The sequence below is a fragment of the Brachyspira pulli genome, from assembly GCF_036997785.1.
GTDB classification, from domain to species: Bacteria; Spirochaetota; Brachyspiria; order Brachyspirales; family Brachyspiraceae; genus Brachyspira; species Brachyspira pulli.
The window spans coordinates 1-24,044 of the sequence record NZ_JAWLQI010000011.1 but is presented as its reverse complement, the minus strand read 5'-3'; the positions used below and the strand labels follow the sequence as shown (position 1 = coordinate 24,044).

The following is a 24,044-nucleotide window of genomic DNA, read 5'->3' as shown; positions in this document are numbered from 1 at the left end:
ATAACCTTTCTATAATATTAACATATATACAGTTTTTTTTCAATATATTTTTTTAATATGTTCATTTAATAGAAAATGTCTGTTTTATCTTGATTTTTTTGCTTTATAAAGTATCATAGTAGCAAACTTGTATATTGGATATCGTAGATTTGTATGAAAAAAATAAATATTTTTATAGTATTATTTTGTTTATATCCAACAATTATTTTTGCTGATATAAATACACTTTTTAATATTGATATATATGAAAGAAAGCTATCAGTAAATACTAATACAGGCATTTATAAGAATGAACTTTTTATAGAACAAACTGCTTTGGGAGGATTTAATTACATAAAATTTAATTTAGAAACAAGATTATATTATAGATTATATATGTATAAAAATGCAACGAATTATTTGTTTAAAGATACTAAAGTAGATTTTGGAATAGAAAATAATTTTTCTTTATCATCAGATCTTATAGGAGCTTTCATAGACATAAAACCATTATCTTTTTTTGGAATAAGAATAAGCGGCTATGCAGATTTTATGTTTAATGCGATGAATTTTGGTTATGCAGGTTTTGATAATAAAGATGTTAGTTATTCATTTGATGAATTATATGCTATGAAGAAAGGAGATGCTTTCGGTTATATAATAAATGTTTCTCCTTATTTTGTATTTAAATTTAAAAATTTTGCTTTGATAAATAATCTAAATATGTCTTATGTTAATGTGGGTAAAAAGGCGTACTATTATGATCCTAGAACTTCAATATTGCATCAAAAAAGCGAGTTTGAATTAATTAATGATTTTTATCTTTTAGGTAAAATCAATTTATTTTATATAGGCGGATATTATGGACTTACATATTTAATTAATTCAAAACATTTATCTCATAAATTAGGAATAGCAGGACTTATGAATTTAAAATTTTTAAAAGAAAGATTGCTTCTTAATATTGGGGCATCAGCTGGTTTGCATGTTGGTCTTCCGCATTATAATAATAGTACTTTTATAGAGCTTAAAGTTTCATTAGCTTATAAAATAATTTAGAAATATTTGAAAGAGAGTTTATGGTAAAAAGAAGGTTAATTCCAGATATATATTTATTAACTATATATATAGCTTTGCTTATAGCAGGATTGGTAGCTATATATGGTGCTCAAACAGTACATGAACCTAATGGCGGGTATTTTATTAATCATTTGAAATTATTATCAATTATGTTATTGGCTACTATTGTTGTATTGATAGTTCCAGATTTTTTTGATGTTTTAGACAAAATGGTGCCGTTTCTTTTACTTTTTACTTTGATTTTACTAGCATGGGTGTATTTTTTTGGTATAACAGTTGCTGGAAGTTATGCTAAAAGATGGCTTCTTATTCCTGGAGGTATTACTATACAGCCTTCTGAAATAGCTAAAGTAACATGCAGTATATATTTTGCAAGTGTACTAAGTAAAAAAGGTGAAAAATTATTTGATATGAAAAAAGGTTTGTTTCCGCCTTTAGTAATTTTATGTTTAGTTTCAGGTCTTATACTTATAGAGCCGGATTCCGGAACAGCACTTTTATTTGCTATGATTGGCTTTTCTGTATTTTTTTATGGAGGAATACCTTTAAAATCTTTACTCTTATCAGCATTGCTTTTAGCTGTATTATTTTCTTTATTTATATTTAATGTTCCATATATGAGAAGCAGAGTAAATTCATATCTTGATCCGCAGGCACAGTCTGAAGAAGATGTTTATCAAATTAGAAGGGCTAAATTGGCTTTTAATTATGGAGGTATTACTGGAATACCAGATGAAGAAATAAGAGATGTAAGTACTCATTTGCCTGCCGCATTAACAGATTTTATATATGCTTCAGTATCTCAAAGATATGGTTTAATAGGAAATTTAATAATATTACTTCTTTTTCTATCTTTCACTATTAGAGGTTTTATTATATCGTCACGGACGAATGATTTATTTTTGAAGAATCTTTCATTTGCCATAACTATGTTTATTAGTGTACAGGCTTATTTAAATATTATGGTGGCAACTCTTATGATACCAACTACTGGAATTCCGCTTCCTATAATTAGTTATGGAAGAAATGCATTGGTTATTAATATGATAATGGTTGCTATACTATTAAAAATAACTCAAAGGAGTGAAAAATGAATATAATTTTATGCGGCGGAGGTACAGCTGGTCATATAACACCTGCTATTTCGATATATGATTATGTTAAAAATTTAGGACATAAACCTAGACTTGTTGTTGCTCAAAAGGATTATCATCTTATACCTAGCAATTATGATTTTAATACTATAAATATAAATCCTCCAGGAAATTTTTGGAAAAAAATATTATTTATGTTGAGATTTATACCAGCTTTAATGAAGTCTTCGCGTATAATTGACAGACATAAACCGGATTGCATAATAGGAATGGGCGGTTTTGTATCACTTCCTATGCTTTATGTTGCTAAGTGGAGAAATATACCTATTTTTTTATGCGAACAAAATTCTATACCTGGAAAGGTTAATAGAATATTTTATAAAAATGCTAAGCAAGTATATTTAACTTTTTCAAAGACATTAGAGTTTATGCCTAATGGAAAAGTTTTTGGAAATCCTGTTAGAAATGATTTCTTTGTAGTAAATAGGGAAGGAGCCAGAGCAGTTTTAAAATTATCAGATAATGATAAATTATTGGTAGTTATGGGAGGTTCTCAAGGAGCTTTGAAATTAAATGAATTATTTTTTGAATGTATAAAGGATATAAAAAGTAGAGTTAATAATTTACGCATAGTATGGCTTGCTGGTCCTAAATGGGCTAATGATATAATTAATAGAGTCAATGAAGCTAAATTTGATAATGTTTTTGTGCATAGCTATTACAGAGATATGGCTAATTTGCTTCATGCTGCTGATTTCGTTATATCAAGAGCTGGAAGCAGTTCTATAAGTGAAATATTGGCTGTTAATGTGCCTTCTTTATTAGTTCCTTTTCCTTATGCTACTGATAATCATCAATATTTTAATGCTTTGGATTTGCTTAATAAGGATATGGCTTATTTGATAGAAGAATCAGATTTAGATAAAGAAAAATTAGAAAATGTTATAATAAATAATTTGAATAATGATGAAAGATTAAAAACTATTAGAGAAAATATAAGAAATAATTGGAGTTCAAGAGCGGTATCTTCAATAGTTGATGATATAATGAGTGTTTTGGAAAAGTAAATTAAATATTATTTTGGTGATTTTGTCTTACTTAAATATTAAATTAAAATTGAGGATTATATGTTTACAAAGAGAAAAGAAAAAATACATTTTATAGGAATTGGCGGAATAGGAATGAGTGCTATAGCTAGTGTTTTAAATGCTATAGGTTTTACTATAACAGGAAGTGATTTGGCAAAAACTGCCAAGACTGAATCATTAGAGAAATCAGGAATAAAAGTATATTATGGTCATAAAGCAGAAAATATTGAAGATGATATTACAGCGGTTGTAACTTCTTCAGCTATAAGCCCTACAAATGAAGAAATAATTACTGCTAAATCTAAAAAGATAACTGTGATATCGAGAGGTGAAATGCTTGCTGAGCTTATGCGTTTAAGATATGGTATAGCTATATCAGGTTCTCATGGAAAAACTACTACAACATCTCTCATAAGTCAAATAATGATGTGTGCAAAACTTAATCCAGTTTGTATAATAGGCGGAAATCATTTTAATTTGAAAAGTAATGCTGCTTGTAATGATTTGAGCAGTGAATATATGGTATGTGAGGCAGATGAGAGTGACGGAAGTTTTTTAAGACTTTCTCCTGTTATAAATGTTGTTACCAATATAGATAATGACCATTTGGATTATTACGGTAATGTTGAAGCTTTAAGAGTTGCTTTTTTAGAATTTATAAATAAAGTTCCTTTTTACGGCTGTTCATTTTTATGTTTTGAAAATGATGTTGTGAAGGATTTATCTAAAAGTGCAAATAAAAAATATTATTCTTATGGTTTTTCAAGTGATTATGATTTTTATGTAGATAAGGATTCTATAAGAGTTGAAGCCCCTATAACTTATTTTAAAGCATATCATAATGGAGAACTTTTGGGAGAATTTAATGTTCCGCTAATAGGAATTCATAATGTTTTAAATTCACTAGCTTCAATTGCAGTAGCTTTTCATTTAGGTATAGATGTTGATACAATAAAAGAAGGATTAAGAACTTTTGAAGGTGTTGGAAGAAGATTGAATAAGCTTTATGATAAGGATATAACATTATTTGATGATTATGCACATCACCCAACAGAAATAAAAGCTACTCTTTCATCGGTAAAGAATGCTTATCCTAATAGGCGTGTAATAGCAGTATTTCAGCCTCATAGATACAGCAGGACTGAATTACTTTTGAATGATTTTGAGTATGCATTTAATGATGCAGATGAGGTTATAATTACCGATATTTATGCTGCAGGAGAAGCTCCTATTCCCGGTGTAAGCGGTGAAATTATATGTGATATAGTAAGAAAACAAAATAGTAATGTAAGATATATACAAAATATAGAAGATGTATTACCAGTATTGGACAATATGAAAAAAGATGGGGATATAATATTAACTTTGGGAGCTGGTAATATAGTGAGGGTTAGTAATGAGTATGCAAGACAATTACAAAATAGCTGAGAATTTTCTCAAAGAAAAAAATATAGAATATTATAGAAATCACCCATTTAGAGAATTTAGCAGTTTTTATATTGGCGGGAATATTGATTTATATATTGTTGTGAAGAAGATACAGGATTTTTTGGATATAGCTAATTTTTTTAATACTAATACCATAGATTATTTTGTTATGGGGGATACAAGTAAAGTTATTGTTTCTGATAATGGTTATAATGGTATTATAGTATCACTAGAAGGGGAGTTTGAATATTTTGAATTTTTAGATGACGATGTTTTGATTGCCAATAGTTCTTCAATTTTGGAAAGACTTTCCCATGAGGCAAGAATAAGAAATTTAACCGGATTGGAATTTGTTGCCTTGGTTAATACTAGACTTGGTGTAGCCGTTTATGATAAATTGGAATCTTTTGGTACTTCGATTTTGAATTTTATTGTTTCGGTAAAATTTTTTGATAAGAAAAATTGCTGTGTTGTAGAATTAAATAAAGATGAGTATTTAGCTTTAACTGATAAAGAAAAAGAATTTATTATTATATTATCAGTTGTATTTAAATTGGAAAAAGATACACCGGAACGTATAGATAATAGAATAGATTGGTTTAGATATATAAGAGGTTCTGTGTCTCCTATGGAATCATATATAGGTCCAGTGTTTGAAGATTGTTATGATATTAAGGCTTATGAAATGGTTGAAAGGGTAGGCGGGCTTGGTATGAAATTGGGACATATGAGATGGCATAAGAGATTTCCTAATTATATAGTTAATGAATGTTTATATGATAATAATAATGAATTGTTTAAAGCTCAAGATGTTATTAATTTGATAGAAGATACTAGAAAGAAGATAGAACAGCATTATGCCTTTAATCCGAAAATCAATGTTGTTTTATTAAGCTGATAATTATTAAAATTGTATAAGAAAAGCGGAAATCTATTTTAGCTTTAATAAAGTTATAATAGTTTCCGCTTTATTTTTATATAATTTATTTAAAATTATTGTTCATTTAATACATTGTTATTCATAAATCTAATTTGAACGTATTTATTAATATCTATATTTGTAGAAAGAACTTTTGTGAATATAAATATATTTTGCTGTGATTCATACCATTTATTAACTTCGCCGCCAATATATGCATTTCTAACATCTTCACCTGAGAACCATATACCTGTTTCTTTTTCTAAAGCTACAGCTTCTATTGATTTTTTATTAAAATTAGCAACCATTTCTATAGCTTCTTCTAAATTGGCCGCTCTGTAATCCATAGCTTTAAGTATAGCTTTTGAGAATCTAGCAACTATATCTGGATTTTTTCTTTGATAATCTGGAGTTACTATCCAACTGCTTGGGAATGAACCTACATTATAAAAATTTGTTATAGTAGTGATTACTTTTACATCATTACTAAGTTTTTGCATTATTTCAAAAGTATACGGAGCCTGTATAGATACAGCGTCAATAGTTTTATCAAATATAGAAAGTACCATTTTCGGACCGTCCATATAAAGAACTTTCACATCTTTTCTTTGTACTCCTGATGTTTTTAGTGCTAAATCCAATAAAATGTCTGATGAAGTTCCAATTTGTGTTCCAATTTTTTTACCATTTAAGTCTGCAATTGAATTTATTTTAGCATCTTTTCTTGCTATTATTTGTTCTGATTTACTTAATCCATTAGGAAATAATACATTAACTTTTCCTTGTACAGCTAATGAATGTGCTCCATGTCCTATATAAGCAAATTGTATATCATCTTTTAACATAGCATCTACTTCAGAAGGGCCATCTAAAAATTTTACTAATTCAACGTCTAAATGTTCGTTTATGAAATAACCTTTTTCTTGTGCTATGATGGCTGTTGATGTTCCAGAGAAGTCTGCCATATATCCAACTTTTATTTTTGTCATATTTGTTTCTAAATTTTCATTTGCATTTTCTACTTTATCAATATTTGTAAAGCCTTCTAAATTATCATTTTTCTTACAAGATATTATCAGTATAATAAATAAAATTAACAGTATAATTTTTGATGTTTTCATGTGTCCTTCCTTCTATTTAGTAGTATTAATTATTTAATAATAATTATATATTTATATTCTTTTTAATTAAAAAAAATAGCAATATGAAAATATGAAGAAAATTGATATATATAATTTTTTATAGTAAATATTTTGTATAATGATAAAATTGTATCATTTGTATTTTTATATATACTATAATTTCTAAATATATTGACCAAGTTAATAGAAAATAATATTATAGAAATATGCTAGTAAAGCCCATAATATAAAATATATTACAGGCTATTACTAATGATATAAACTTTTTCTACATAAAAATTAAGTAAACTAAACTTTAGTTATATGTCAATTTATAATTTTTTTATTGTCTATTTATTAAGTGTTATATATGTATTATAATCAATTAAGTAATAAAAATCAAATTATATTATTAAATTTGGGGATATAAATGTGTATTTTTATATAATGAAATTATTTGGAATAAATTTAAAAAAATTATATCAAGTTAACATACTACATAAATTTATGATTTAAACTTTCGATAATAAAACAACAATATGTCAAACAGATATACTTTTATTATGGGGTTTTATTATGAATATGCATAGTGATTATGTTTTTAATGAAGATAAAATGTATATTTTACTAGAAGAATTCAGTGATTATTTACAGACTTTAAATTATGCAGCACACACAATAAACAGTTACAGTAAAGATTTAAGAGAATATTTCGGATTTTTAGAAAGTAAAAATATTTTATTAAATGATGCAGATCATTATACAGTTAGAGATTATTTAACTTTTTTAAAAGGAAAATCTTTAACCAATTCTACTATGTCAAGACATCTTTCTTCTATTAAAAAATTTTATAAATATTTAATAAGAAATGGATATTCAGATAAAACAAGAATAGTAGACATGAAAAGCCCTAAGAGAGAAGAACATATAGCTAAATTTTTATCAATAAGTGATATAGACAGTATATTGGCCATAGATGATGAAGGAGATTTTACATTATTAAGAGATAAAATGATGGCTCTTTTTATGTATGCAATAGGATTAAGGGTTTCTGAATTGGCTTCACTTAGATTTAGTATGATAAAAAAGGGAAGTGAAACTTTAAGAATATGCGGAAAAGGTTCCAAAGTTAGAGATATTCCAGTTCTACCTATAGTATATGATAATTGGGATATATATATGGAAAAGAGGAGAATTATACAAAAAGAATACTCTGTAAATAATGATTATCTTTTTATAAATAGATTTGGAAAGCCTATAAGCGATAGAAGTATAAGAACTTCTATGAAACGTTTAATAAGAAATGCAAATATATCAGTTGATTTTTCTCCTCATACATTAAGACATACTTTTGCTACTCATTTACTTAATAATGATGCTGAAATTAGAGGCGTTCAGGAATTATTAGGTCATGAAACTATAGCAACTACACAAAGATATACTCATGTAACAAATTCAAGATTATTTGAGGTATATAATAAATTTCATCCACATTCTAGTAATCAATAATTTGTTGATTATTAATTTTTATATTTCTTGTATGTAAATATATTGTGATGATATATTTTTATTTAAAATAATTCTTGACGAATTATTATATAAAATATTTTTATGCAACAGTTTTCATGCTAATGTTAATAAATCGATAATTTACTGATTATTAATTTATTATATTTCTTGTATAAAATATATTGTGAAGATATATTTTATTTAAAATAATTCTTGATGATATTATTACATAAAATATTTCTATGCAACAGTTTTCATGCTAATGTTAATAAATTAATGATTTACTGATTATTAGTTTTTTTATATTTCTTTATACTTCTTATGTGCAAATATACTGTATGATGAGATATGTTTAAATAATTAGCTACTATTTGTACTGATTCTTTAAACTCAAATATACCTTGATTAAACAACTTTTTTATTATAGTTTTATTGTACACAGACGGACCAACTTCATCTCGGTCTATTCCTATAATAACTTTTTTTATGCTGTCTAATATAATATCTTCTGATTTGCTTTTTTTCTTATCTTTATTATTATTAAGACTATCAGGAATAAAAATTTTTAGAGTATTAATCAAAGAAATGTCAAAATTCCAACTTATAATTAACATACCTATAGGAATTTCAAGTGCATTTTTTATTATTGTGTAATTTAGCTTGGAACATTCTCCAGTTACTGATTCTACAAAATTGTTTTTATAATTAGTTTTATTATTTAAAAGTTCATTTAAAATATTATCATCTCTGTCTGATAGAATGTCGCCTATATTTTTATTTTGCAAATTATTATTAACGATATTGATTATTGATTTTTTATTATTTTCAAATGAATATAAAATTATTTCAGCGTCTTTACCTAAATAGCTTCCAAGTGATTGAGAAAGAATTTTGTATGTATCTAGTATAGCAAAATCTTCCTGATTATATTTGTAATCGTTCATTGTAAAGCTCGCCTCCATAATATTCCGCTCATATATAATATACTATAATATAATAAATTTTTTTTGTTTTCCAAATTTTTTTAATTAAAATATTTGTTTTATTGTTTTATATGTGTATAATAATACTTATAAGAATAAAAAATAATTATAAAATAGGGTTTTCTAATGGAAATAGATTTAAATAATTATACCTCAATCTCTTTAGATAAAATCAGAGATTATAAAGAATTAATATTAAAAGATAAAATAGATATTATTTCTAAAAATGGTTACGGTGTTATAAATGTGATACCTTATAATAAAATTGATTTTTTATTTGATGATAGTTTGAATAATAATATTCTATTTAATAATTCTGAATTTTATGTGTATAAATCATATTTGGATATGGTATCATTTTTTGTAGATCCAAATGAATTGAATAATAAAGATTATTTTTATTCGATTTTTACTAATTGTAAAGATTCATCAGATGATATAAGAATGGCTCAGGAAACTATGCTTGAAGAAATATTATCTATGAATAATTTTAAGAGAGTAGAGGATATTAAGAATTTAATAATAGAATTAGAAATAGAAGAAAACAGAGATAAATTCACTTGTAAAGCCGCTGAGATTCTTGGAAAAATATTAATAAAATTGGGTTTGATGCAAAGAATTAATGTTATAAGTAATATTAATAAAAATGATGATCATCATAGTAATATATTTGACAGCAAAAATTATAATATAAACTATGAAGAATTAATAAGAAGCGTAGCTGAAAGTGTTTTTGTATTATTAAATAAACCTTATGAAAAAAATGATATGATTTCTACTACAATAGGTTTTACTGGAAGCAATATTATAGATCATAGTAATAGAGTATTTCTTAATATCATGGAGTTTATGATATTCTATAATAGAAATATTAATATGGGTATACTTTCAAGAATAAGAGCTAAATGGAAAACAGAATACATGGCTTATTATGATAAAGTATCCAAGAAAAATAAATTTTTAAAAGATATTAGTAAATTGGATAATATATTTAAATTAGGAATAAGACAATTTGATAATATAGAAATTGTTAATATGGGTATTGCTGGATTACTTCATGATATTACATTAACTGATATTATAAATTATTTACCTTCAGATAGAGCAAATAATGAATTATATTCTCATTCTATAAAATCTTATAACTATTTAAAATATTCTATATCTAGTAATCAAGATGTAAATTTGGCTGTAGGCCTTCATCATGAATATTATGGATATGGTTATGGTCTTGGTATTACTTTGCATGATGCTATGAAAGCAAAAAGACCAAATTTTGAGTATCAATATCTAATAACATTTGATGCTAAAGATATACTCAATTTTTCCGCTTCTGTATATTATCCTGTTAAAATTTTAGAAATATTAGATTTATATGATTTTCTAAAATATAAACATGATATATGCTTTAGTGAAATTGAAACAGATGATCAGATAACAGATTATATGTATGATAATTTCTTAAAAGATGAAGTAAAAATAGATTATATTTTATTTACAATATTTAAATCTTATTTATCAGAGATGAAAAAAATTGAGTGAGGTGTTGATGAGATTATTAATTACTTTGTTAATTTGTACAATGCTGATTTTAACATCATGTTCTAATCAAGCTAATAATTCTAAATCAGATAATACTAGCACAAAAGAAAATGTATTGGATATGGTGCAAGTAGATTCTCCTAATTCATTTCTTCCTTTGGGTATAGGAATTACAGTAGCTCCTCCTGAACATGGACAGAATGCTAAATATTTTATAATTAATAAATATGTTGCTGAAGTAGATTTTGATTATATGAATAATGCTTATATTTACAGAGCTTCAAAAAATTCAAATAATTTAATTTCATTTTATAGTGACTATACAAACAGCGGAAAGAATTTTATAGAAGATGAATATTCTATAAATGTTGAGTATAATATTACTGCTAATGGTGAGAAGTTTACATTGTGGAGAGTAGACGATATTTATTATGCTTTATCAACAAAAACAGAAGATGATAAAGATTTAACTAATCTTTCTGCTTTGTATATCAAGTCTATACATTGGCATAAAAAATAATAATAGCTTTATATAATATTAACGTGTATGTAAATTGAAGTTTATATGCACGTTTTTATTGGCATTATAATTTAGCATTACTAAAAAGGAGTATATTATGGCTATTTATGGAGTAAGTGCTACTTTTGATGAAGTAGATGTTAGTCAGTATTTTATTGATAATAATGTGGCAGGTATTGGCTGGCCTATTAAATATGCACCAGATTTGCATCAATTTATACAGTCTTTAAAAGTTGGTGATATTATTTATATAAAATCATTTGCTAAAAAACTCAAATGATAACAATAAAAGCTGTAGGTATAGTAATTGATAATGAAATTGTTAAAAATTTTCCTATTGGAGATAGTAAAATAAGAATTGGAAGAAATGTGAAATGGATTGATAAAGAATCTATTACAATAGAAAATCCTAATGGTAAAAATAATGTTGTAAATAATAGTTTTTATGAAGAATTTAATCCTGAAATTCAAAAGATTATTATAGATAAATTTAAAGTTTGATTAGATATAATTTTTACTTGATATAGAAGATTATGATTATATTGACATTTATCGCTTATGTTATATATTATGTTAAGTTATATTCTTATTATATATAAATGAGGCTTTAAATGAAATCTTTTAATAAATTTTTTCTATTAATATTTATATTATTATTATCATGTTCAAATAATGAAAAAGAAATAGAGCAAAGAGAAATAGACAGAGGCGGAGCATTAATAGATAAAATAATATATGAAGTAAGAACTGACATGACAATAGCTATTAAAGATGTGGCAGACGGCAGAGCTGATTTAATGGCAAGCGGTATAGATGGAAGTGTTTATTTATCATTAAGTGAAAATGATTTGGAAAAACTTGATACTTATGCAGTTCCTTCAGGTTCTTGGTCTTTATTGTTTAACCCGGTACCAAATAAAGCACCTTATACAGTTACAACTAGAGATGGAAAAACTCATTTTAATCCTTTGGCAATAAAAGAAGTAAGATTTGCTATGAACTTTTTGATTGATAGAAAAAAACTTGTTGATGAAATTTTAAGAGGAGCAGGTCAGCCATCATTTACTCAGGCAACCCCAGGACAGCCTGGTACTTATAGATATAATCTTATACCTTCAAAAATGGGTATGACAGAAAATGGCAATCAGGAAAAAGCTCTTAATGATATAAATAAAGCTATGGAAAAAGCAGCTAATCTTCCAGAGAATAGGGGAAAGTTGGTAAAAGAAAATGGTTGGTGGAAATATAATGGTGAAGTTGTAACTATTAAATTTGTTATAAGAGTTGATGACCCTACAGGAAGACTTCCAGCAGGTAATGCCATATCTGATTTAATAGAAAAGACAGGAATAAAAATTGAAAAATTATTATATGACAGAAATAAATCTACACAGGTAGTATACGGTTCTGACCCAAAAGATTATGAATGGAATATTATAACAGAGGCTTGGGGAGCAGGTGCTACTCGTGCTTGGTGGGACGTTACATTAAGACAAATGTATGTAAGAGAAGGTAATTACATGCCGGGAGCTAATGTTGCAGAGTTTTGGAATTATGATAATAAAGAGGCTTCAAGAATAAGCGATAAGAATTCAAACGGCTGGTTCTTGACTGCTGATGAATATTGGAATGGCAATATGCGTTTGCAGGAAATAGGACTTGAAGATGCTGTTAGAATATATTTAAACTCTCAAACTCAATTTTTTGTGGCAAATAAAGAGAGATTTAACAGAAGAATGCTTTATGGTGTAGGCGATGGTATAAATGATTGGTCTATAAGAAGTGCCGATATAAAGCCTAACCGTAATGGTGAGAAAGTTCTTAGAGTGCTTCAGCATTCTGCCCAAGGTTCATTATTTATAAGTCCTTGGGATCCTGTAGGTGTTGGAGGATTTTCTGATGCTTATTCTGCTATAATGATAGGGCCTTGTTCCGATGCTGGTGCTTCTTTTGAATCTCCTTCCACAGCAAAAACAGAATTTATACTTGGTGAAGCTGATACTAATAGTTTAGAAATAGGTGTTATAGCTGGTAATAATGGAATACCTGTAGGTACAATAAAAGTTCCTCAAAATGCTAAGATGTACAATCCTTATACTCAAAAATGGGAAGAAGGCTTAACTGTTAAAATGAATGAAAATGGTGAGATGGTTTATAAAAAATCTGATAATCTTACTGCTTATGTTAAATGTAATTTTAAACCTAAAAGTTTTAAATGGCATCATGGAATACAGTCATCTTTAGTTGATTTGATGTATGGAAGTGTATTCATTGCAAATATAATAACTAAAACCAATGAAAATGATAAATATTATGATTCAGCTATGGCTGGAAGATATGCTTCTGCTATGGACAATGCAGTTGGAAGTGTCATAAATGATGATGGAAGCTTTACTATTTATGGAAATTATTACTGGCCTATGGATATGAACAGACAAATAGGTATTGCATCAGTAGGGCCAAAAATAGGAAACCCTAATAGAAACACTGTTATTCCTTTCGAGATAAATGAAGCTATAATGAAGCTTGTGTTAGAGGGTTCTAAATCTGGTAATGTTTATACTATTTCTCAGGATCAGTCATTGACAGCTATAGATGTTAAAAATCCTACTTGTGTATCTGATATAAAAGAAAAATTAATTGAAATGCGTGATTCTCAATATGTACCTGTAGGAATAGAGGAATATATCACAAAAGAAGAAGCGGTAAAAAGATATCAGGCTGCTATTGATTTTATAGATTCTTATGGTCATGCCTATATATCAAATGGGCCTTTCTTTATTTCAAGAATAGATTCAAAGGCTAATTATATAGAATTAACTGCCTTCAAAGACTATGGCTATACTGCTGAATATTGGATAGAAAAATTATCTACTAAAATGAGCAGAATAGAAGATATTGATATTCCTGCAATAGCAAACAGAAACAATAATATGAATATAGATATTTATGTTTCTACATACAACTATCCTGATAATGCATTTGAATTGCCTACTGATGATACTAAAGTAAAGGTACTTCTTCAGCTTCAAAATGGAGGCGAAAGAGAATATGATGCAGTTTTACAAGATGATGTATTCAAACTTACTATACCAAAAGAGGAATTATCATCACTTCCAAGGGGTAATTATATTGTTGTTATAGAATCATATATAGCTGATGAGACTCCTTATATAGAAACTAGAAGTTTTGTATTACAATAGGGTGGTATATATATTTTTAGAATTGTGTCTTTAAATTTATTATAAATATGTTATTATATTTCGGAAATTAAATGGGAGTAGTATTTGATTTATGGAAAATTTAGAAAATAATAACAATAACAACGAGAATAATAATTTAATTAATAATAATCAAGATAATTCAAATAATAATATAAATTCAACCATTCAAAGAGTAGATAAATCTAAAGAAGCAGAAGAAAATAAAAAATATATATTTAAAGTTGCTGTAGTAGCTTGTGCAATTGTATTTGTACTTCTTGTAGGTGCTGGAATACTTGTTGGATTATTTTTATTCATAAAAGGCAAATCTGATATGGATAAATTAGTTAGAAATTATGAAATATACAGTGAAGAAATATATAATAAAAGATATGGTGATAGAGTTGTAAAAGAAATGGTTAATAATTATTCTGCTGATGTTAATGAAACAGGCAGTGATAATGAAACTCCTTTATTTTATGCTGTTAAAAATAATAATATTAAAGCTGTTAAATTTTTAATAGAAAATAAAGCAGACACAGAAATAGCTAATAATTCAGGAATTACTCCTTTGTTATTAGCTATAAGCAATAATAATACGAAAATTGCCGAACTTCTTATAAAAGAAGGAAAAGCTAATGTATACGGCGGTTCTTATACAGAAAATGAGCTAAATAAATATCCAATGTATTATGCTGTTTCTCAAACTAATAAAAATATGATAAAACTTTTATTAGATAATTCATTTGATTTAAAGAGAGAACCTTCTCTTTTAAGTTATGCTATAGAAAATAGCGATGAGGGTATAGTACGTTATTTAATAGATAATGGGGCAGATATTAATTATAAAAATGCTAATGGAACAACAGTGCTTTATAATTCTGTTTTATCTCTTAATCCAGCATTAGTTGATTATTTCTTATCTAAAGGTGCAAAAATAGAAGAAGCAGGTGAAAGTGACCAATATGGTAATATAATAATGGCTGCTGCTGGTTCTAAATTCAATAATACAAGTTCATCTCCTGTAGATTTAGTTTTATTATCAAAGTCATCTACTAATAGTGCTAAGATAATGGGGAATATTATTTCTAATGCTAATAAAACTACTATAAACAGACTTGTTAATGGTAAAAATGCATTAATAATAGCTGCCGGAAATTCATACATAGATACTGTGAAAATACTTCTTGAGAATGGTGCTGATGTAAATTCTGCTGATAATGACGGTTGGACTTCTTTAATGTATGCAGCAAATAATGGAGATGTTGATCTTGCCAAAGTTTTAATAGAAAATAAAGCAGATGTTAATGCTGAAAGTTATGACGGACAGACTCCTTTATTATATGCTATGAACAGTCCTATAGAATCAAGCAGAGTAGATATGATAAATCTTTTAGTAGAAAATAAAGCTAATGTTAATGCAGAAGACAGCAGAGGATTAAGCCCTTTAACAATTGCGGTAATGAATAATGATGTTGAACTTACTAAATTATTAATAGCTAATAAAGCTAATCTTTCTATTGTAACTAAAGATGGCGAGAGTTTAATAGAATATGCTATTAATAATGATAATGTTGATTTACTTCAAATATTAGTAGAAGCTGGTGCTGATATAAATTATGCTGGTATATCTAGTTATACTCCATTGATGATAGCTGCTAAAAGCGGTGCTGAAAACATTGTTAGAATATTATTAACACAAAAAGTAGATATAAATGCTATTGATAAATATGGAAACACAGCTTTACATATAGCAGCAGAAAATTCAAAGCTTCCTATTGTTAGAATGCTTTTAGAGAAGAAGCCTAATCTTAATTTACAAAATATTGATGGTGATACTCCTTTACATAAAGCTGTTAATTCTGGCAATATAGATATAGTAAGCGAATTAGTATTATCAGGTGCGGATGTTCTTGTTAGAAATAACAGAGGTAAATACCCTATAGACATAGCTAGAGATAATAATAACAGTGCTATATTTGAGATATTAAAAGAGGCTGAAGAAAATCAAAACAATGCCAATACTAATGAATAAAATATAAATAAGTGTAATTTATATTTATTATTATGGTTTTGTTTTAAATCCCGCCCTTTAATGTTTATAATTTTATTTTTAAATTATAAATTTATTAACTTTGTTGTTTAAATAAAAAAAGCATGCCCGCCCAAGTGTTAATTAGGGTTAATGTTTATTTAACGCACGGTTAATGAATTTATATTTTATGATTAATAATTTATATTATATTATTCATATTTATAATTTTATTCAGCGTGCGGTATATTGATTGATTAACTGAATAAAACTAGGGTGGGTGCTATAATTCCTTTTTAAACAAAAATGAATAAAAATCAGCAATTTCTATATGTATTCTAAATGATAAAGGGTGGGATTTAGAATAAAATTCCTAAATTTATATATAATAATTTTATTAATAATTATAAAGGATTATAAGAATTATACCGTTAATAATGATAGTACTTTAATTGTAAGTTTGAATTATGAAAAAAATAGTATTATTATTGATTTTAATTTTTAGCGTAAATGTATATCCTAAAATAGGTATGAAAGAGTCAACTATAGTAGAGAAAAAAGACTATGGTTATATAGTTTATGCTGAGGACTATTATAGACTTTATTCATTGCCATCTTATTATGCAGAATATGATTTACTTAGAAATGTAGATTATCTTGAGCGTGCTTTAGATGCTCCATTCGATTTTGTAAATAGAGCTTTAACTATTATAACAACAGAAGAAGCTTATACTAGATATAAAGACCTTATGCATATGCAGTTTAATTATCTAATAACACAGAATTATATCTATCTTGCTGGACTTTATGATAAAGAGAACTATTATTTTTATAACTCACAGTTTGATGAGGATATAAAGAAAAGTTTTGAGTATGCAGTATATTTCTATAATTTAGCTAAAGAAAGATGGGCTATTACTAAAGATTTAGCATCAAAAGTTATGAAAAATAAAGCTAAATTGGAAATGGATAATCTCATTGATAAAGCTTATAAAATAGCATTAGGCGAAATAGATTATAATAAAACAGCTGACAGACAATTAAAACATATAGAAGAAATTTTACAGGAAATGGAAAAATAATTATAGAAACTAAATAATTATAGAAACTAAATAGTTTTAGGAGTATTTATGTTTAAAGCAATGAATAAATACTATGAAATTAATTTTGATAAAATTACAGATTTAAAGGATATAATATTAAAGGAAAACATAGAAATAACTTGTGTTAATTCTAGCGGAATAAGCATCATTATTCCGGGTTCTTCAGTTGATGTATTGATAGAAGAAAAAGATAATATTTTGCTTAAAGATGCTAAATATTATATATCATCATTTTCTAGTAAATTTTTTAATTTAAATAACCCAAATACCAATAAAAGCACAGTTGTAGCTGGTGCTGATGATAGTGAATATAGTGAAACAGAGTATTTTTATCATATATATAAGAATTGTGAGGCTGTCGGAGAAAAATTAAAATCTGCCAATTCATTATTTTTGAATAGAATAATTAGAGAGAAGCCTAATAATAGATTATCTTTATTGAAACCTTATTTAGATGAATTAAAATTAGATTCTAAAGCAAATAAAATATCATCAGAAATGTCCTCTAATATAGAACGTATATTAACAGGTTTAGGTATTATATCAAGATTAGATTTTATAAGATATCTTAAATATATGAAAACATCTAATAAACTTTCTAATGGTATTATTGGTTCAGAAATAGAAACTACGATTTCAAGTATAATGAATTCTGTTGTAACATATTTAGAAAAAGAATATTTTAGTGCTGATATATTTGATGGTTTAGATTTACTTAACGATGCAAATATATTGAGTCATAGCAATAGAGTTTGCATATTGATGATAGAGTTCTTATATTTTTATAATAATACATTTAATAAGGGTTTAAGTAATAAGTTAAGACAAGATTATAAAAACAAATATTTAGATTATTATAAGGTTCTTTTTAATAAATATAATATAACTACAGGAATGGAGAAGCTAGAAAAAGTATATAAACTTGGTATAAGAAAGTTTACAGGTTCAGAAATAACTTATTATGCAACAGGAGCATTTTATCATGATGTTGCTATGCTTAATATGATTGATTTTATTCCAACAGATGACTTTATTAAAGATGGAGACTTTAAAGATTTCCACACTCCAAAAGCTTATTATTTCCTTAAATATGTATTGAATCAAAAAGATGAAGTATCTCTAGTTTCCGGACTTCATCATGAATGTTATGGATATGGAAGCGGAGTTTTGAAAAATTTCTTAGATAAAAAAGCTAATGATCCAAAGCATAAAATAGATTTTATAATGACATTTGAACCAGAAGATATTTTAAATGCTGAAGCTTTTGCATATTTCCCGGCAAAAATGTTAGAAATAGTTGATATATATGATACACTTATGTTTATGGAAGGCAGCAGAAATACAAATATTCAAGATATAGTAATGTATATGAAGAGAGCGTTTATAGAGGATAAAATAGCAATAGACCCTATAGCATTTGATTTATTTAAACAATTTTTATCAGAAGTTAAATATGTAGAGATTATTGAGGAAGAATATTAATTTATTTTTAATAGATTAAATTTGACTTTTAACAATAAAAATATATAATCATTTCCTATGTATAACGTTATAGTAGCAGGTTCAACCGATTTTACAAGAGATTGTATCTTACAATTAATGAAAACAGATAATGTCAATTTGAGTGCTGTAATAGCTCCAATAGACACAAAAAAAGATAGAAAGGGTAATATAATTAATTCTCCAACTGTAGAAGTGGCTTTGGAGAATAATATAAAATTATTCCAGCCTGAAAGCATCAATAAAGATGATTTTTATAGCACATTGGAAGAATTAGCCCCTGATTTCTTAATAGTTGTGGCTTACGGCAGAATTTTGAATAAAAGGACATTAGCCTTGCCAAAAATTATGCCGCTTAATATTCATGGATCTCTTTTACCTATATTAAGAGGTGCCAGTCCAGTAGAACATGCTTTACTTTATGGTTTTGAAAAGAGCGGTACAACATTACAAAAAATGGATGCCAAATTAGATGAAGGTGATGTTATACTTCAGCATGAGGTAAATATAGAAAAAGATTGGCAATTTAATGATTTATATGATAAAATAAAAGAAAGCGGAGTATATTTACTTAAAGAATTTTTCACAGATGTTGATAAATATATATCTAATCTAAAAAAACAAGATGATTCTATAGCTACTTATTGTAGTAAAATAAAAAAAGAAGATGGTAAGCTTGATTTCTCAAAAGATGTTTATAGTCTTCATAATATGACCAGAGCCTTTGTAAGATGGCCTACAGCTTATTGTTTTTACAAAGATGTATCAATAAGAGTTTTTAAGAGTGAATATATAGAAGATTCTAATTGTCAAAATGATTTTGGTAAAATAATCGATTTTAATAATGATGGAATATATATTCAAGCACTTAATGGTATCTATATTATAAAAGAGTTGCAAAGGGAAGGTAAGAAAAGACAAACTGTAAAAGAGTTTTTGTGCGGAAATAAATTAATCAGAGGCGAATATTTTGCGTAATAATTTTGGAGTTAAATTGTAAGTATGAGTAAGAAGAAAAATAAACCTGAAATAAAAGCTAAGTCTAAAAATAAAATAGAAAAATCTGTTAATACCACAGAAAAATATGAAAATATTGTGAATAACTCTGAGAATAGAATAGAAACTGTAAAAATTAAAGATAAAAAAGAATTTAATAATATATTTTCAAAAATCCTATATTATATAAAAAGATTTATAGAGATTATTTTACCAGATGGTATAGTAAGCGATTCCAAATCATTATTAGTTTTTGGAAGATTAACACTTTTTGCTATTATACTTTTTGTTATGCAGGTATTGGTAGTATGTTTGGTAGTATTTGTGGTTGTTAAATCCGGAGGAGAATCTTTTGTGCTTCCAGATGTTCAAGGAAAAGAAATATTTCAAGCATTTAATACTTTAGAAAAAGAGGGTATGAATCTTAATATTCAAACTCACTATTTTGATAATTACCCTTTAGGTACAGTTGTTAGTCAAGAGCCTAAAGGCGGTATAAAAGTAAAAAGAGGAAGAACTGTTTATTTAGTTATAAATGTTGCTGAACAAGCAGTTGTGAAAATGCCTGATGTTACAGGTATAAAATATGATGAAGCTCTTAGTATAATTAGTAATGAAGTTATTAGTACAATGACAAATGTTACTATACTTCCAAAAGTTGAGATAAATGATTCTATATACGAAAATGATGTAGTTGTTTCCCAAATCCCTTTAGCCGAAGAAGTTGTTGGTGTTAATACTGAGATAATCTTAACAGTTAATAATAAAAAGTCTCAAAATTAATAACAATATTATTTGTATATTAAGTATAAAGAAAGAGCTGCTTCTTTCCGAAAATAATTATTGGAGAGTTATATTGTGGAAGGAAAAGAATGTGAATTTTGCGGCAGCACTAAATCTGAAGTTTATATAAAAACAGATTTAGTAAGCTACAATAAATGTTTAAATTGCGGTCTTATATATCAATATCCAGTTTTGAGCCAAGATGAGATAAATGATATATATAGTGATAATTATTTTGAGTATGAAGTGGCTAATCAGGAAAATTTTTTCGGTCTTATGAAACTTGCTATGAAAGATATAGGTTTTGATAAGATAGAAAGTACATTGCCAAATAAAAATGTTCTTGATATAGGCTGTGCTACAGGAATGATGCTTAATTATTTAAAAACTAAAGGCTATAATGCTCAAGGTATTGAAATATGTGCATCTTCAGCTGAATATGCCAGAAAAAATTACGGCATAACAGTTCATGAAAAGCCTTTGCTTGATGTTGGTTTTGACAGTGATTATTTTTCCTTTATACATTTTTCACATGTTATAGAACATGTGCCTAATCCTGCCGATACTTTAAAAGAGATTTACAGGATACTTGCTAAGGGCGGATATTTAGCAATAACAACGCCTAATGCCGATGGTATGTTTGCTAAAAAATACGGCGGAGCTTGGAGAGCGGTAATGCCTCAGCATTTATGGCTATTTTCCAAGCCTACTCTTTCAAATTATATGAAAAGTATAGGTTTTAATATTATTAGTGATTTTTCTTGGGGATCAATTCCTATAGAGAAAAAGCCTAATAAAATTGTTAAAGCTTTTTTTGATAAATATGTTAAATTATTTAATAGAGGAGATGTTATGCTCTTCTTATGCAAGAAAGCATGAATTGTTTTTATCTTTAAGGAGAATATATGAGTAAGGAAATTACTAAACCAACATTATCAATTGATCCTAATAATTATGAATTCTATTATGACAATGATATGAATACAAGAGAAATATACGATCAAATTGTAGATATTGATAGTAAGGACCAAAATTTGTATGAAGAATTGTTAAAGAATTATGTTCACCCTGGAGATACTATACTAAAATCAATTTCTAAACGTGAAGGTATAAAAGCTAGCAAGAATGTAAAATTTGACAAAATGACAGGCTTGTACAAAAGTACGGTTCACGGTTATGTATTCTATGATCAGTTGAAATCAGTATCTGTTATACCAGTAATTAATGTAGCAGATAAATGGCGCGGTGTTATGGTTCTTCCTCCTCAAAAGCGTCAAAAGAAACAGCTTGTTCTTGAGGAAATACAAACTATTATATCTGAAATACCTATTAAATTGATGGTAGATTATGATAAAATAGGAGAACTTGTTGCCTATAATTTGAAATATGATGAAGGCGTTATGTGTGTATTTGTAGAGGGAAGAAAGCCTATTGATGGAAATGTTCAGAAAGTTATACTTGATTATGATTTTACAATTGATTCAGGTAAGGAATCAGAGTCTGGTGCTATAGATTTTAAAGAAAGAGGATTTATTCATAATATAGATGCTGGAATTCAAATAGCTCACTTTATGGAAGAAAAACCTTCTATTGATGGTCTTGATATATATGATGTTTTAATGGAAGCACATCATGATGATGATCCTTGTTATAAATTAGGTAAGAATATTACTGTTGATCCCGATGGTAAAACTATAAGAAGCGGTATCAGAGGTATATTAAGCAATCATAATAATACTTTATCTGTAAGTACAGTAGTAGAAATAGATAAAGTAGACTTATCTACAGGTAATATAGAAGTTAATGGTTCTCTTATAATTAAAGATAATATTGAGCCGGGCTTTATAATTAAAACAGAAGGCGATATATTAGTTCGCGGAAATATAGAAGATGCTGAAATAGATTGTGCAGGAAATTTAATTGTTTCAGGCGGAATAATAGGCGGAGCAAACAGTAAAATTAATGTTAATGGTAAAATATGTTCACAGTTTATCAGAAATGCTAATATAATATGTAAGGGCGATCTTATAGCTCAGCAGCTTGTTAATGCTGAAATAGCTTGTAATGACAGAGTAGTAGTACTTGAAGGAAAAGGTGTTATTATTGGCGGTAACGTTAAAGCCTTGAATGGTGTTTGGGCTAAGAGTATAGGTTCTATGAGTGAATCAAAAACTACTATTACAGTTGGTAGAGATGCTGAGGCTGATGCAGAATTCAAGAATATTGTTTCTACAGTTAAGACTAATAGAGAAGAAATAAGTAAAATAAAATCTCTTTTAGGTACAGAGTATTTCAAAAATCCTAAAGCATTTATAGAAAGAATACCAGTTAATAAAAGAGAAGGAATAAAAGATATATTAAAAAGAATTACAAATCTTGTTAGAGAAACAGCTCAGTTGGAAGCTAGAAGAGATGAAATGAGTGCTGAGTTTGAAAAATTATCTCATAGCAGTATTACTTCTATGGAAGGATTTTTCCCAGGAGTTACTGTTTATATTTCAAGTATGAGAAAGTATATATCTAAAAAGATTTCAGGTACAGAATATTTTTATTCTAAGGAACTTAGAGATATATCAGAGAAAGCTCCTAAAGCATTGCCTTTAGAAGAATATGATTTCCCTAGAGATATAAAAAGAGATTAAAAAATAATTTGTATAAAATATAATTAGGTTATTGATTGATAGAGTTTAATAATTCTATTGATTAATAACCTAATTTATTTTAAACGAAAATATTTTATTTTTTATTTTTATATATTATTATATTAGTTGGTGCTTTAATAAAATTATTCATATATTTTCAGTAGTAATAGTATATACCTAAACAACTATATTTTGTCAAAATAATTTTTTTAATTTAAAATATTTTCAGGGCTTTGCCCACCGCTCTGCGTGCTTACGCAGAACCCCAGTTCTTTTACGACCGGAGGAAGTACTGTAAGTATTGGTATAAAAGAACCAAAAGAACTGCATTTTTGACCTAAAACTAGGGTATTACACTATATTTAATATATATTCTTAAAATATAAAGTTCTAGCAATTTCGTTTTTTGCAACTTTTTTGTGCGGCAAAAAAGTTGATAATTCTATATAAAGTGCATCGGTTGACAAACTTAAAAATTTTCAGTATATACTGAAAATTTTTAAGTTTGTCATTTTTTTTAAT

The 24,044-nt window shown here is 26.8% G+C and carries 20 protein-coding genes; 18 read left to right on the top strand and 2 right to left on the bottom strand.

Annotation, left to right across the window (positions count from 1 at the left end; genetic code table 11):
- Positions 1–153 precede the first annotated feature (153 nt).
- From R4K56_RS04080 to R4K56_RS04060, 5 genes are read left to right on the top strand one after another with little or no spacing between them, the layout of a single operon-like run.
- Positions 154–1,038 (top strand): toxin A, encoded by an 885-nt coding sequence (locus R4K56_RS04080; RefSeq protein ID WP_335771929.1) that lies wholly within the window; start codon positions 154–156, stop codon positions 1,036–1,038.
- 20 nt (positions 1,039–1,058) lie between these two features.
- Positions 1,059–2,153: an FtsW/RodA/SpoVE family cell cycle protein gene (locus R4K56_RS04075; protein ID WP_335771928.1), complete on the top strand. Its 1,095-nt coding sequence runs from the start codon at positions 1,059–1,061 to the stop codon at positions 2,151–2,153.
- Positions 2,150–3,220 carry a UDP-N-acetylglucosamine--N-acetylmuramyl-(pentapeptide) pyrophosphoryl-undecaprenol N-acetylglucosamine transferase gene (locus R4K56_RS04070; RefSeq protein ID WP_335769725.1) on the top strand — a complete coding sequence of 357 codons (1,071 nt, stop codon included), beginning with the start codon at positions 2,150–2,152 and terminating at the stop codon, positions 3,218–3,220. The genes R4K56_RS04075 and R4K56_RS04070 overlap by 4 nt, the downstream gene beginning before the upstream one ends.
- Positions 3,221–3,280: 60 nt before the next feature.
- A complete protein-coding gene (gene murC / locus R4K56_RS04065) occupies positions 3,281–4,669 on the top strand; it encodes a UDP-N-acetylmuramate--L-alanine ligase (RefSeq protein WP_335756544.1) in 1,389 nt (462 codons plus the stop codon).
- Positions 4,638–5,567, top strand: a complete 930-nt coding sequence (locus tag R4K56_RS04060) for a UDP-N-acetylmuramate dehydrogenase (RefSeq protein ID WP_335771927.1) — start codon at positions 4,638–4,640, stop codon at positions 5,565–5,567. Before murC ends, R4K56_RS04060 begins: the two co-directional genes overlap by 32 nt.
- 95 nt (positions 5,568–5,662) lie before the next feature.
- Here R4K56_RS04060 and R4K56_RS04055 read toward each other — a convergent pair whose 3' ends face one another.
- The gene (locus R4K56_RS04055) at positions 5,663–6,709 is read right to left on the bottom strand and encodes an ABC transporter substrate-binding protein (protein WP_335771926.1); all 1,047 of its coding nucleotides are present in this window, start codon (positions 6,707–6,709) and stop codon (positions 5,663–5,665) included.
- A gap of 576 nt (positions 6,710–7,285) precedes the next feature.
- Between R4K56_RS04055 and R4K56_RS04050 the strand changes: the two genes are divergently transcribed.
- Positions 7,286–8,218 (top strand): tyrosine-type recombinase/integrase, encoded by a 933-nt coding sequence (locus R4K56_RS04050; RefSeq protein ID WP_335771925.1) that lies wholly within the window; start codon positions 7,286–7,288, stop codon positions 8,216–8,218.
- Between the two features lie 281 nt (positions 8,219–8,499).
- Here R4K56_RS04050 and R4K56_RS04045 read toward each other — a convergent pair whose 3' ends face one another.
- The gene (locus R4K56_RS04045) at positions 8,500–9,162 is read right to left on the bottom strand and encodes a helix-turn-helix domain-containing protein (RefSeq protein WP_335756548.1); all 663 of its coding nucleotides are present in this window, start codon (positions 9,160–9,162) and stop codon (positions 8,500–8,502) included.
- A 165-nt stretch (positions 9,163–9,327) separates the two neighbouring features.
- Between R4K56_RS04045 and R4K56_RS04040 the strand changes: the two genes are divergently transcribed.
- From R4K56_RS04040 to R4K56_RS03985, 12 genes are all read left to right on the top strand, one after another.
- A complete protein-coding gene (locus R4K56_RS04040) occupies positions 9,328–10,743 on the top strand; it encodes a hypothetical protein (protein ID WP_335756549.1) in 1,416 nt (471 codons plus the stop codon).
- A 4-nt stretch (positions 10,744–10,747) separates the two neighbouring features.
- Positions 10,748–11,263 carry a hypothetical protein gene (locus R4K56_RS04035; protein WP_335760439.1) on the top strand — a complete coding sequence of 172 codons (516 nt, stop codon included), beginning with the start codon at positions 10,748–10,750 and terminating at the stop codon, positions 11,261–11,263.
- Positions 11,264–11,360: 97 nt separating this feature from the next.
- Positions 11,361–11,543 (top strand): hypothetical protein, encoded by a 183-nt coding sequence (locus R4K56_RS04030; protein WP_335771924.1) that lies wholly within the window; start codon positions 11,361–11,363, stop codon positions 11,541–11,543.
- The gene (locus R4K56_RS04025) at positions 11,540–11,764 is read left to right on the top strand and encodes a hypothetical protein (protein WP_335771923.1); all 225 of its coding nucleotides are present in this window, start codon (positions 11,540–11,542) and stop codon (positions 11,762–11,764) included. The genes R4K56_RS04030 and R4K56_RS04025 overlap by 4 nt, the downstream gene beginning before the upstream one ends.
- 110 nt (positions 11,765–11,874) lie before the next feature.
- On the top strand, positions 11,875–14,466 hold the full coding sequence (locus R4K56_RS04020; protein ID WP_335771922.1) for an ABC transporter substrate-binding protein: 2,592 nt from the start codon (positions 11,875–11,877) through the stop codon (positions 14,464–14,466).
- 91 nt (positions 14,467–14,557) lie between these two features.
- Positions 14,558–16,501: an ankyrin repeat domain-containing protein gene (locus R4K56_RS04015; protein WP_335760436.1), complete on the top strand. Its 1,944-nt coding sequence runs from the start codon at positions 14,558–14,560 to the stop codon at positions 16,499–16,501.
- 464 nt (positions 16,502–16,965) lie between these two features.
- Positions 16,966–17,580, top strand: coding sequence for a hypothetical protein (locus R4K56_RS04010; protein WP_335771921.1), 615 nt, complete (start codon positions 16,966–16,968; stop codon positions 17,578–17,580).
- Between the two features lie 48 nt (positions 17,581–17,628).
- The gene (locus R4K56_RS04005; protein ID WP_335756557.1) at positions 17,629–19,083 is read left to right on the top strand and encodes a hypothetical protein; all 1,455 of its coding nucleotides are present in this window, start codon (positions 17,629–17,631) and stop codon (positions 19,081–19,083) included.
- 57 nt (positions 19,084–19,140) lie between these two features.
- Positions 19,141–20,079 (top strand): methionyl-tRNA formyltransferase, encoded by a 939-nt coding sequence (gene fmt, locus R4K56_RS04000; RefSeq protein WP_335771920.1) that lies wholly within the window; start codon positions 19,141–19,143, stop codon positions 20,077–20,079.
- Between the two features lie 24 nt (positions 20,080–20,103).
- Positions 20,104–20,880, top strand: coding sequence for a PASTA domain-containing protein (locus tag R4K56_RS03995; RefSeq protein ID WP_335756559.1), 777 nt, complete (start codon positions 20,104–20,106; stop codon positions 20,878–20,880).
- A gap of 75 nt (positions 20,881–20,955) precedes the next feature.
- Positions 20,956–21,759, top strand: a complete 804-nt coding sequence (locus R4K56_RS03990; RefSeq protein ID WP_335756560.1) for a methyltransferase domain-containing protein — start codon at positions 20,956–20,958, stop codon at positions 21,757–21,759.
- 26 nt (positions 21,760–21,785) lie between these two features.
- A complete protein-coding gene (locus tag R4K56_RS03985) occupies positions 21,786–23,522 on the top strand; it encodes a DUF342 domain-containing protein (RefSeq protein ID WP_335756561.1) in 1,737 nt (578 codons plus the stop codon).
- The last annotated feature ends 522 nt before the right edge of the window (positions 23,523–24,044 follow it).

Excerpts from the sequence above, each read along its gene's own strand:
- R4K56_RS04020 (WP_335771922.1), top strand. The coding sequence starts at position 11,875 with ATGAAATCTTTTAATAAATTTTTTCTATTAATATTTATATTATTATTA.
- R4K56_RS04070 (WP_335769725.1), top strand. The coding sequence starts at position 2,150 with ATGAATATAATTTTATGCGGCGGAGGTACAGCTGGTCATATAACACCT.
- R4K56_RS04075 (WP_335771928.1), top strand. The coding sequence starts at position 1,059 with ATGGTAAAAAGAAGGTTAATTCCAGATATATATTTATTAACTATATAT.
- R4K56_RS04045 (WP_335756548.1), bottom strand. The coding sequence starts at position 9,162 with ATGAACGATTACAAATATAATCAGGAAGATTTTGCTATACTAGATACA.
- R4K56_RS04010 (WP_335771921.1), top strand. The coding sequence starts at position 16,966 with ATGAAAAAAATAGTATTATTATTGATTTTAATTTTTAGCGTAAATGTA.
- R4K56_RS04060 (WP_335771927.1), top strand. The coding sequence starts at position 4,638 with ATGAGTATGCAAGACAATTACAAAATAGCTGAGAATTTTCTCAAAGAA.
- R4K56_RS04015 (WP_335760436.1), top strand. The coding sequence starts at position 14,558 with ATGGAAAATTTAGAAAATAATAACAATAACAACGAGAATAATAATTTA.
- R4K56_RS03985 (WP_335756561.1), top strand. The coding sequence starts at position 21,786 with ATGAGTAAGGAAATTACTAAACCAACATTATCAATTGATCCTAATAAT.
- fmt (WP_335771920.1), top strand. The coding sequence starts at position 19,141 with ATGTATAACGTTATAGTAGCAGGTTCAACCGATTTTACAAGAGATTGT.
- R4K56_RS04005 (WP_335756557.1), top strand. The coding sequence starts at position 17,629 with ATGTTTAAAGCAATGAATAAATACTATGAAATTAATTTTGATAAAATT.
- R4K56_RS04080 (WP_335771929.1), top strand. The coding sequence starts at position 154 with ATGAAAAAAATAAATATTTTTATAGTATTATTTTGTTTATATCCAACA.
- R4K56_RS04055 (WP_335771926.1), bottom strand. The coding sequence starts at position 6,709 with ATGAAAACATCAAAAATTATACTGTTAATTTTATTTATTATACTGATA.
- R4K56_RS04030 (WP_335771924.1), top strand. The coding sequence starts at position 11,361 with ATGGCTATTTATGGAGTAAGTGCTACTTTTGATGAAGTAGATGTTAGT.
- R4K56_RS03995 (WP_335756559.1), top strand. The coding sequence starts at position 20,104 with ATGAGTAAGAAGAAAAATAAACCTGAAATAAAAGCTAAGTCTAAAAAT.
- R4K56_RS04025 (WP_335771923.1), top strand. The coding sequence starts at position 11,540 with ATGATAACAATAAAAGCTGTAGGTATAGTAATTGATAATGAAATTGTT.
- R4K56_RS04040 (WP_335756549.1), top strand. The coding sequence starts at position 9,328 with ATGGAAATAGATTTAAATAATTATACCTCAATCTCTTTAGATAAAATC.
- murC (WP_335756544.1), top strand. The coding sequence starts at position 3,281 with ATGTTTACAAAGAGAAAAGAAAAAATACATTTTATAGGAATTGGCGGA.
- R4K56_RS04050 (WP_335771925.1), top strand. The coding sequence starts at position 7,286 with ATGAATATGCATAGTGATTATGTTTTTAATGAAGATAAAATGTATATT.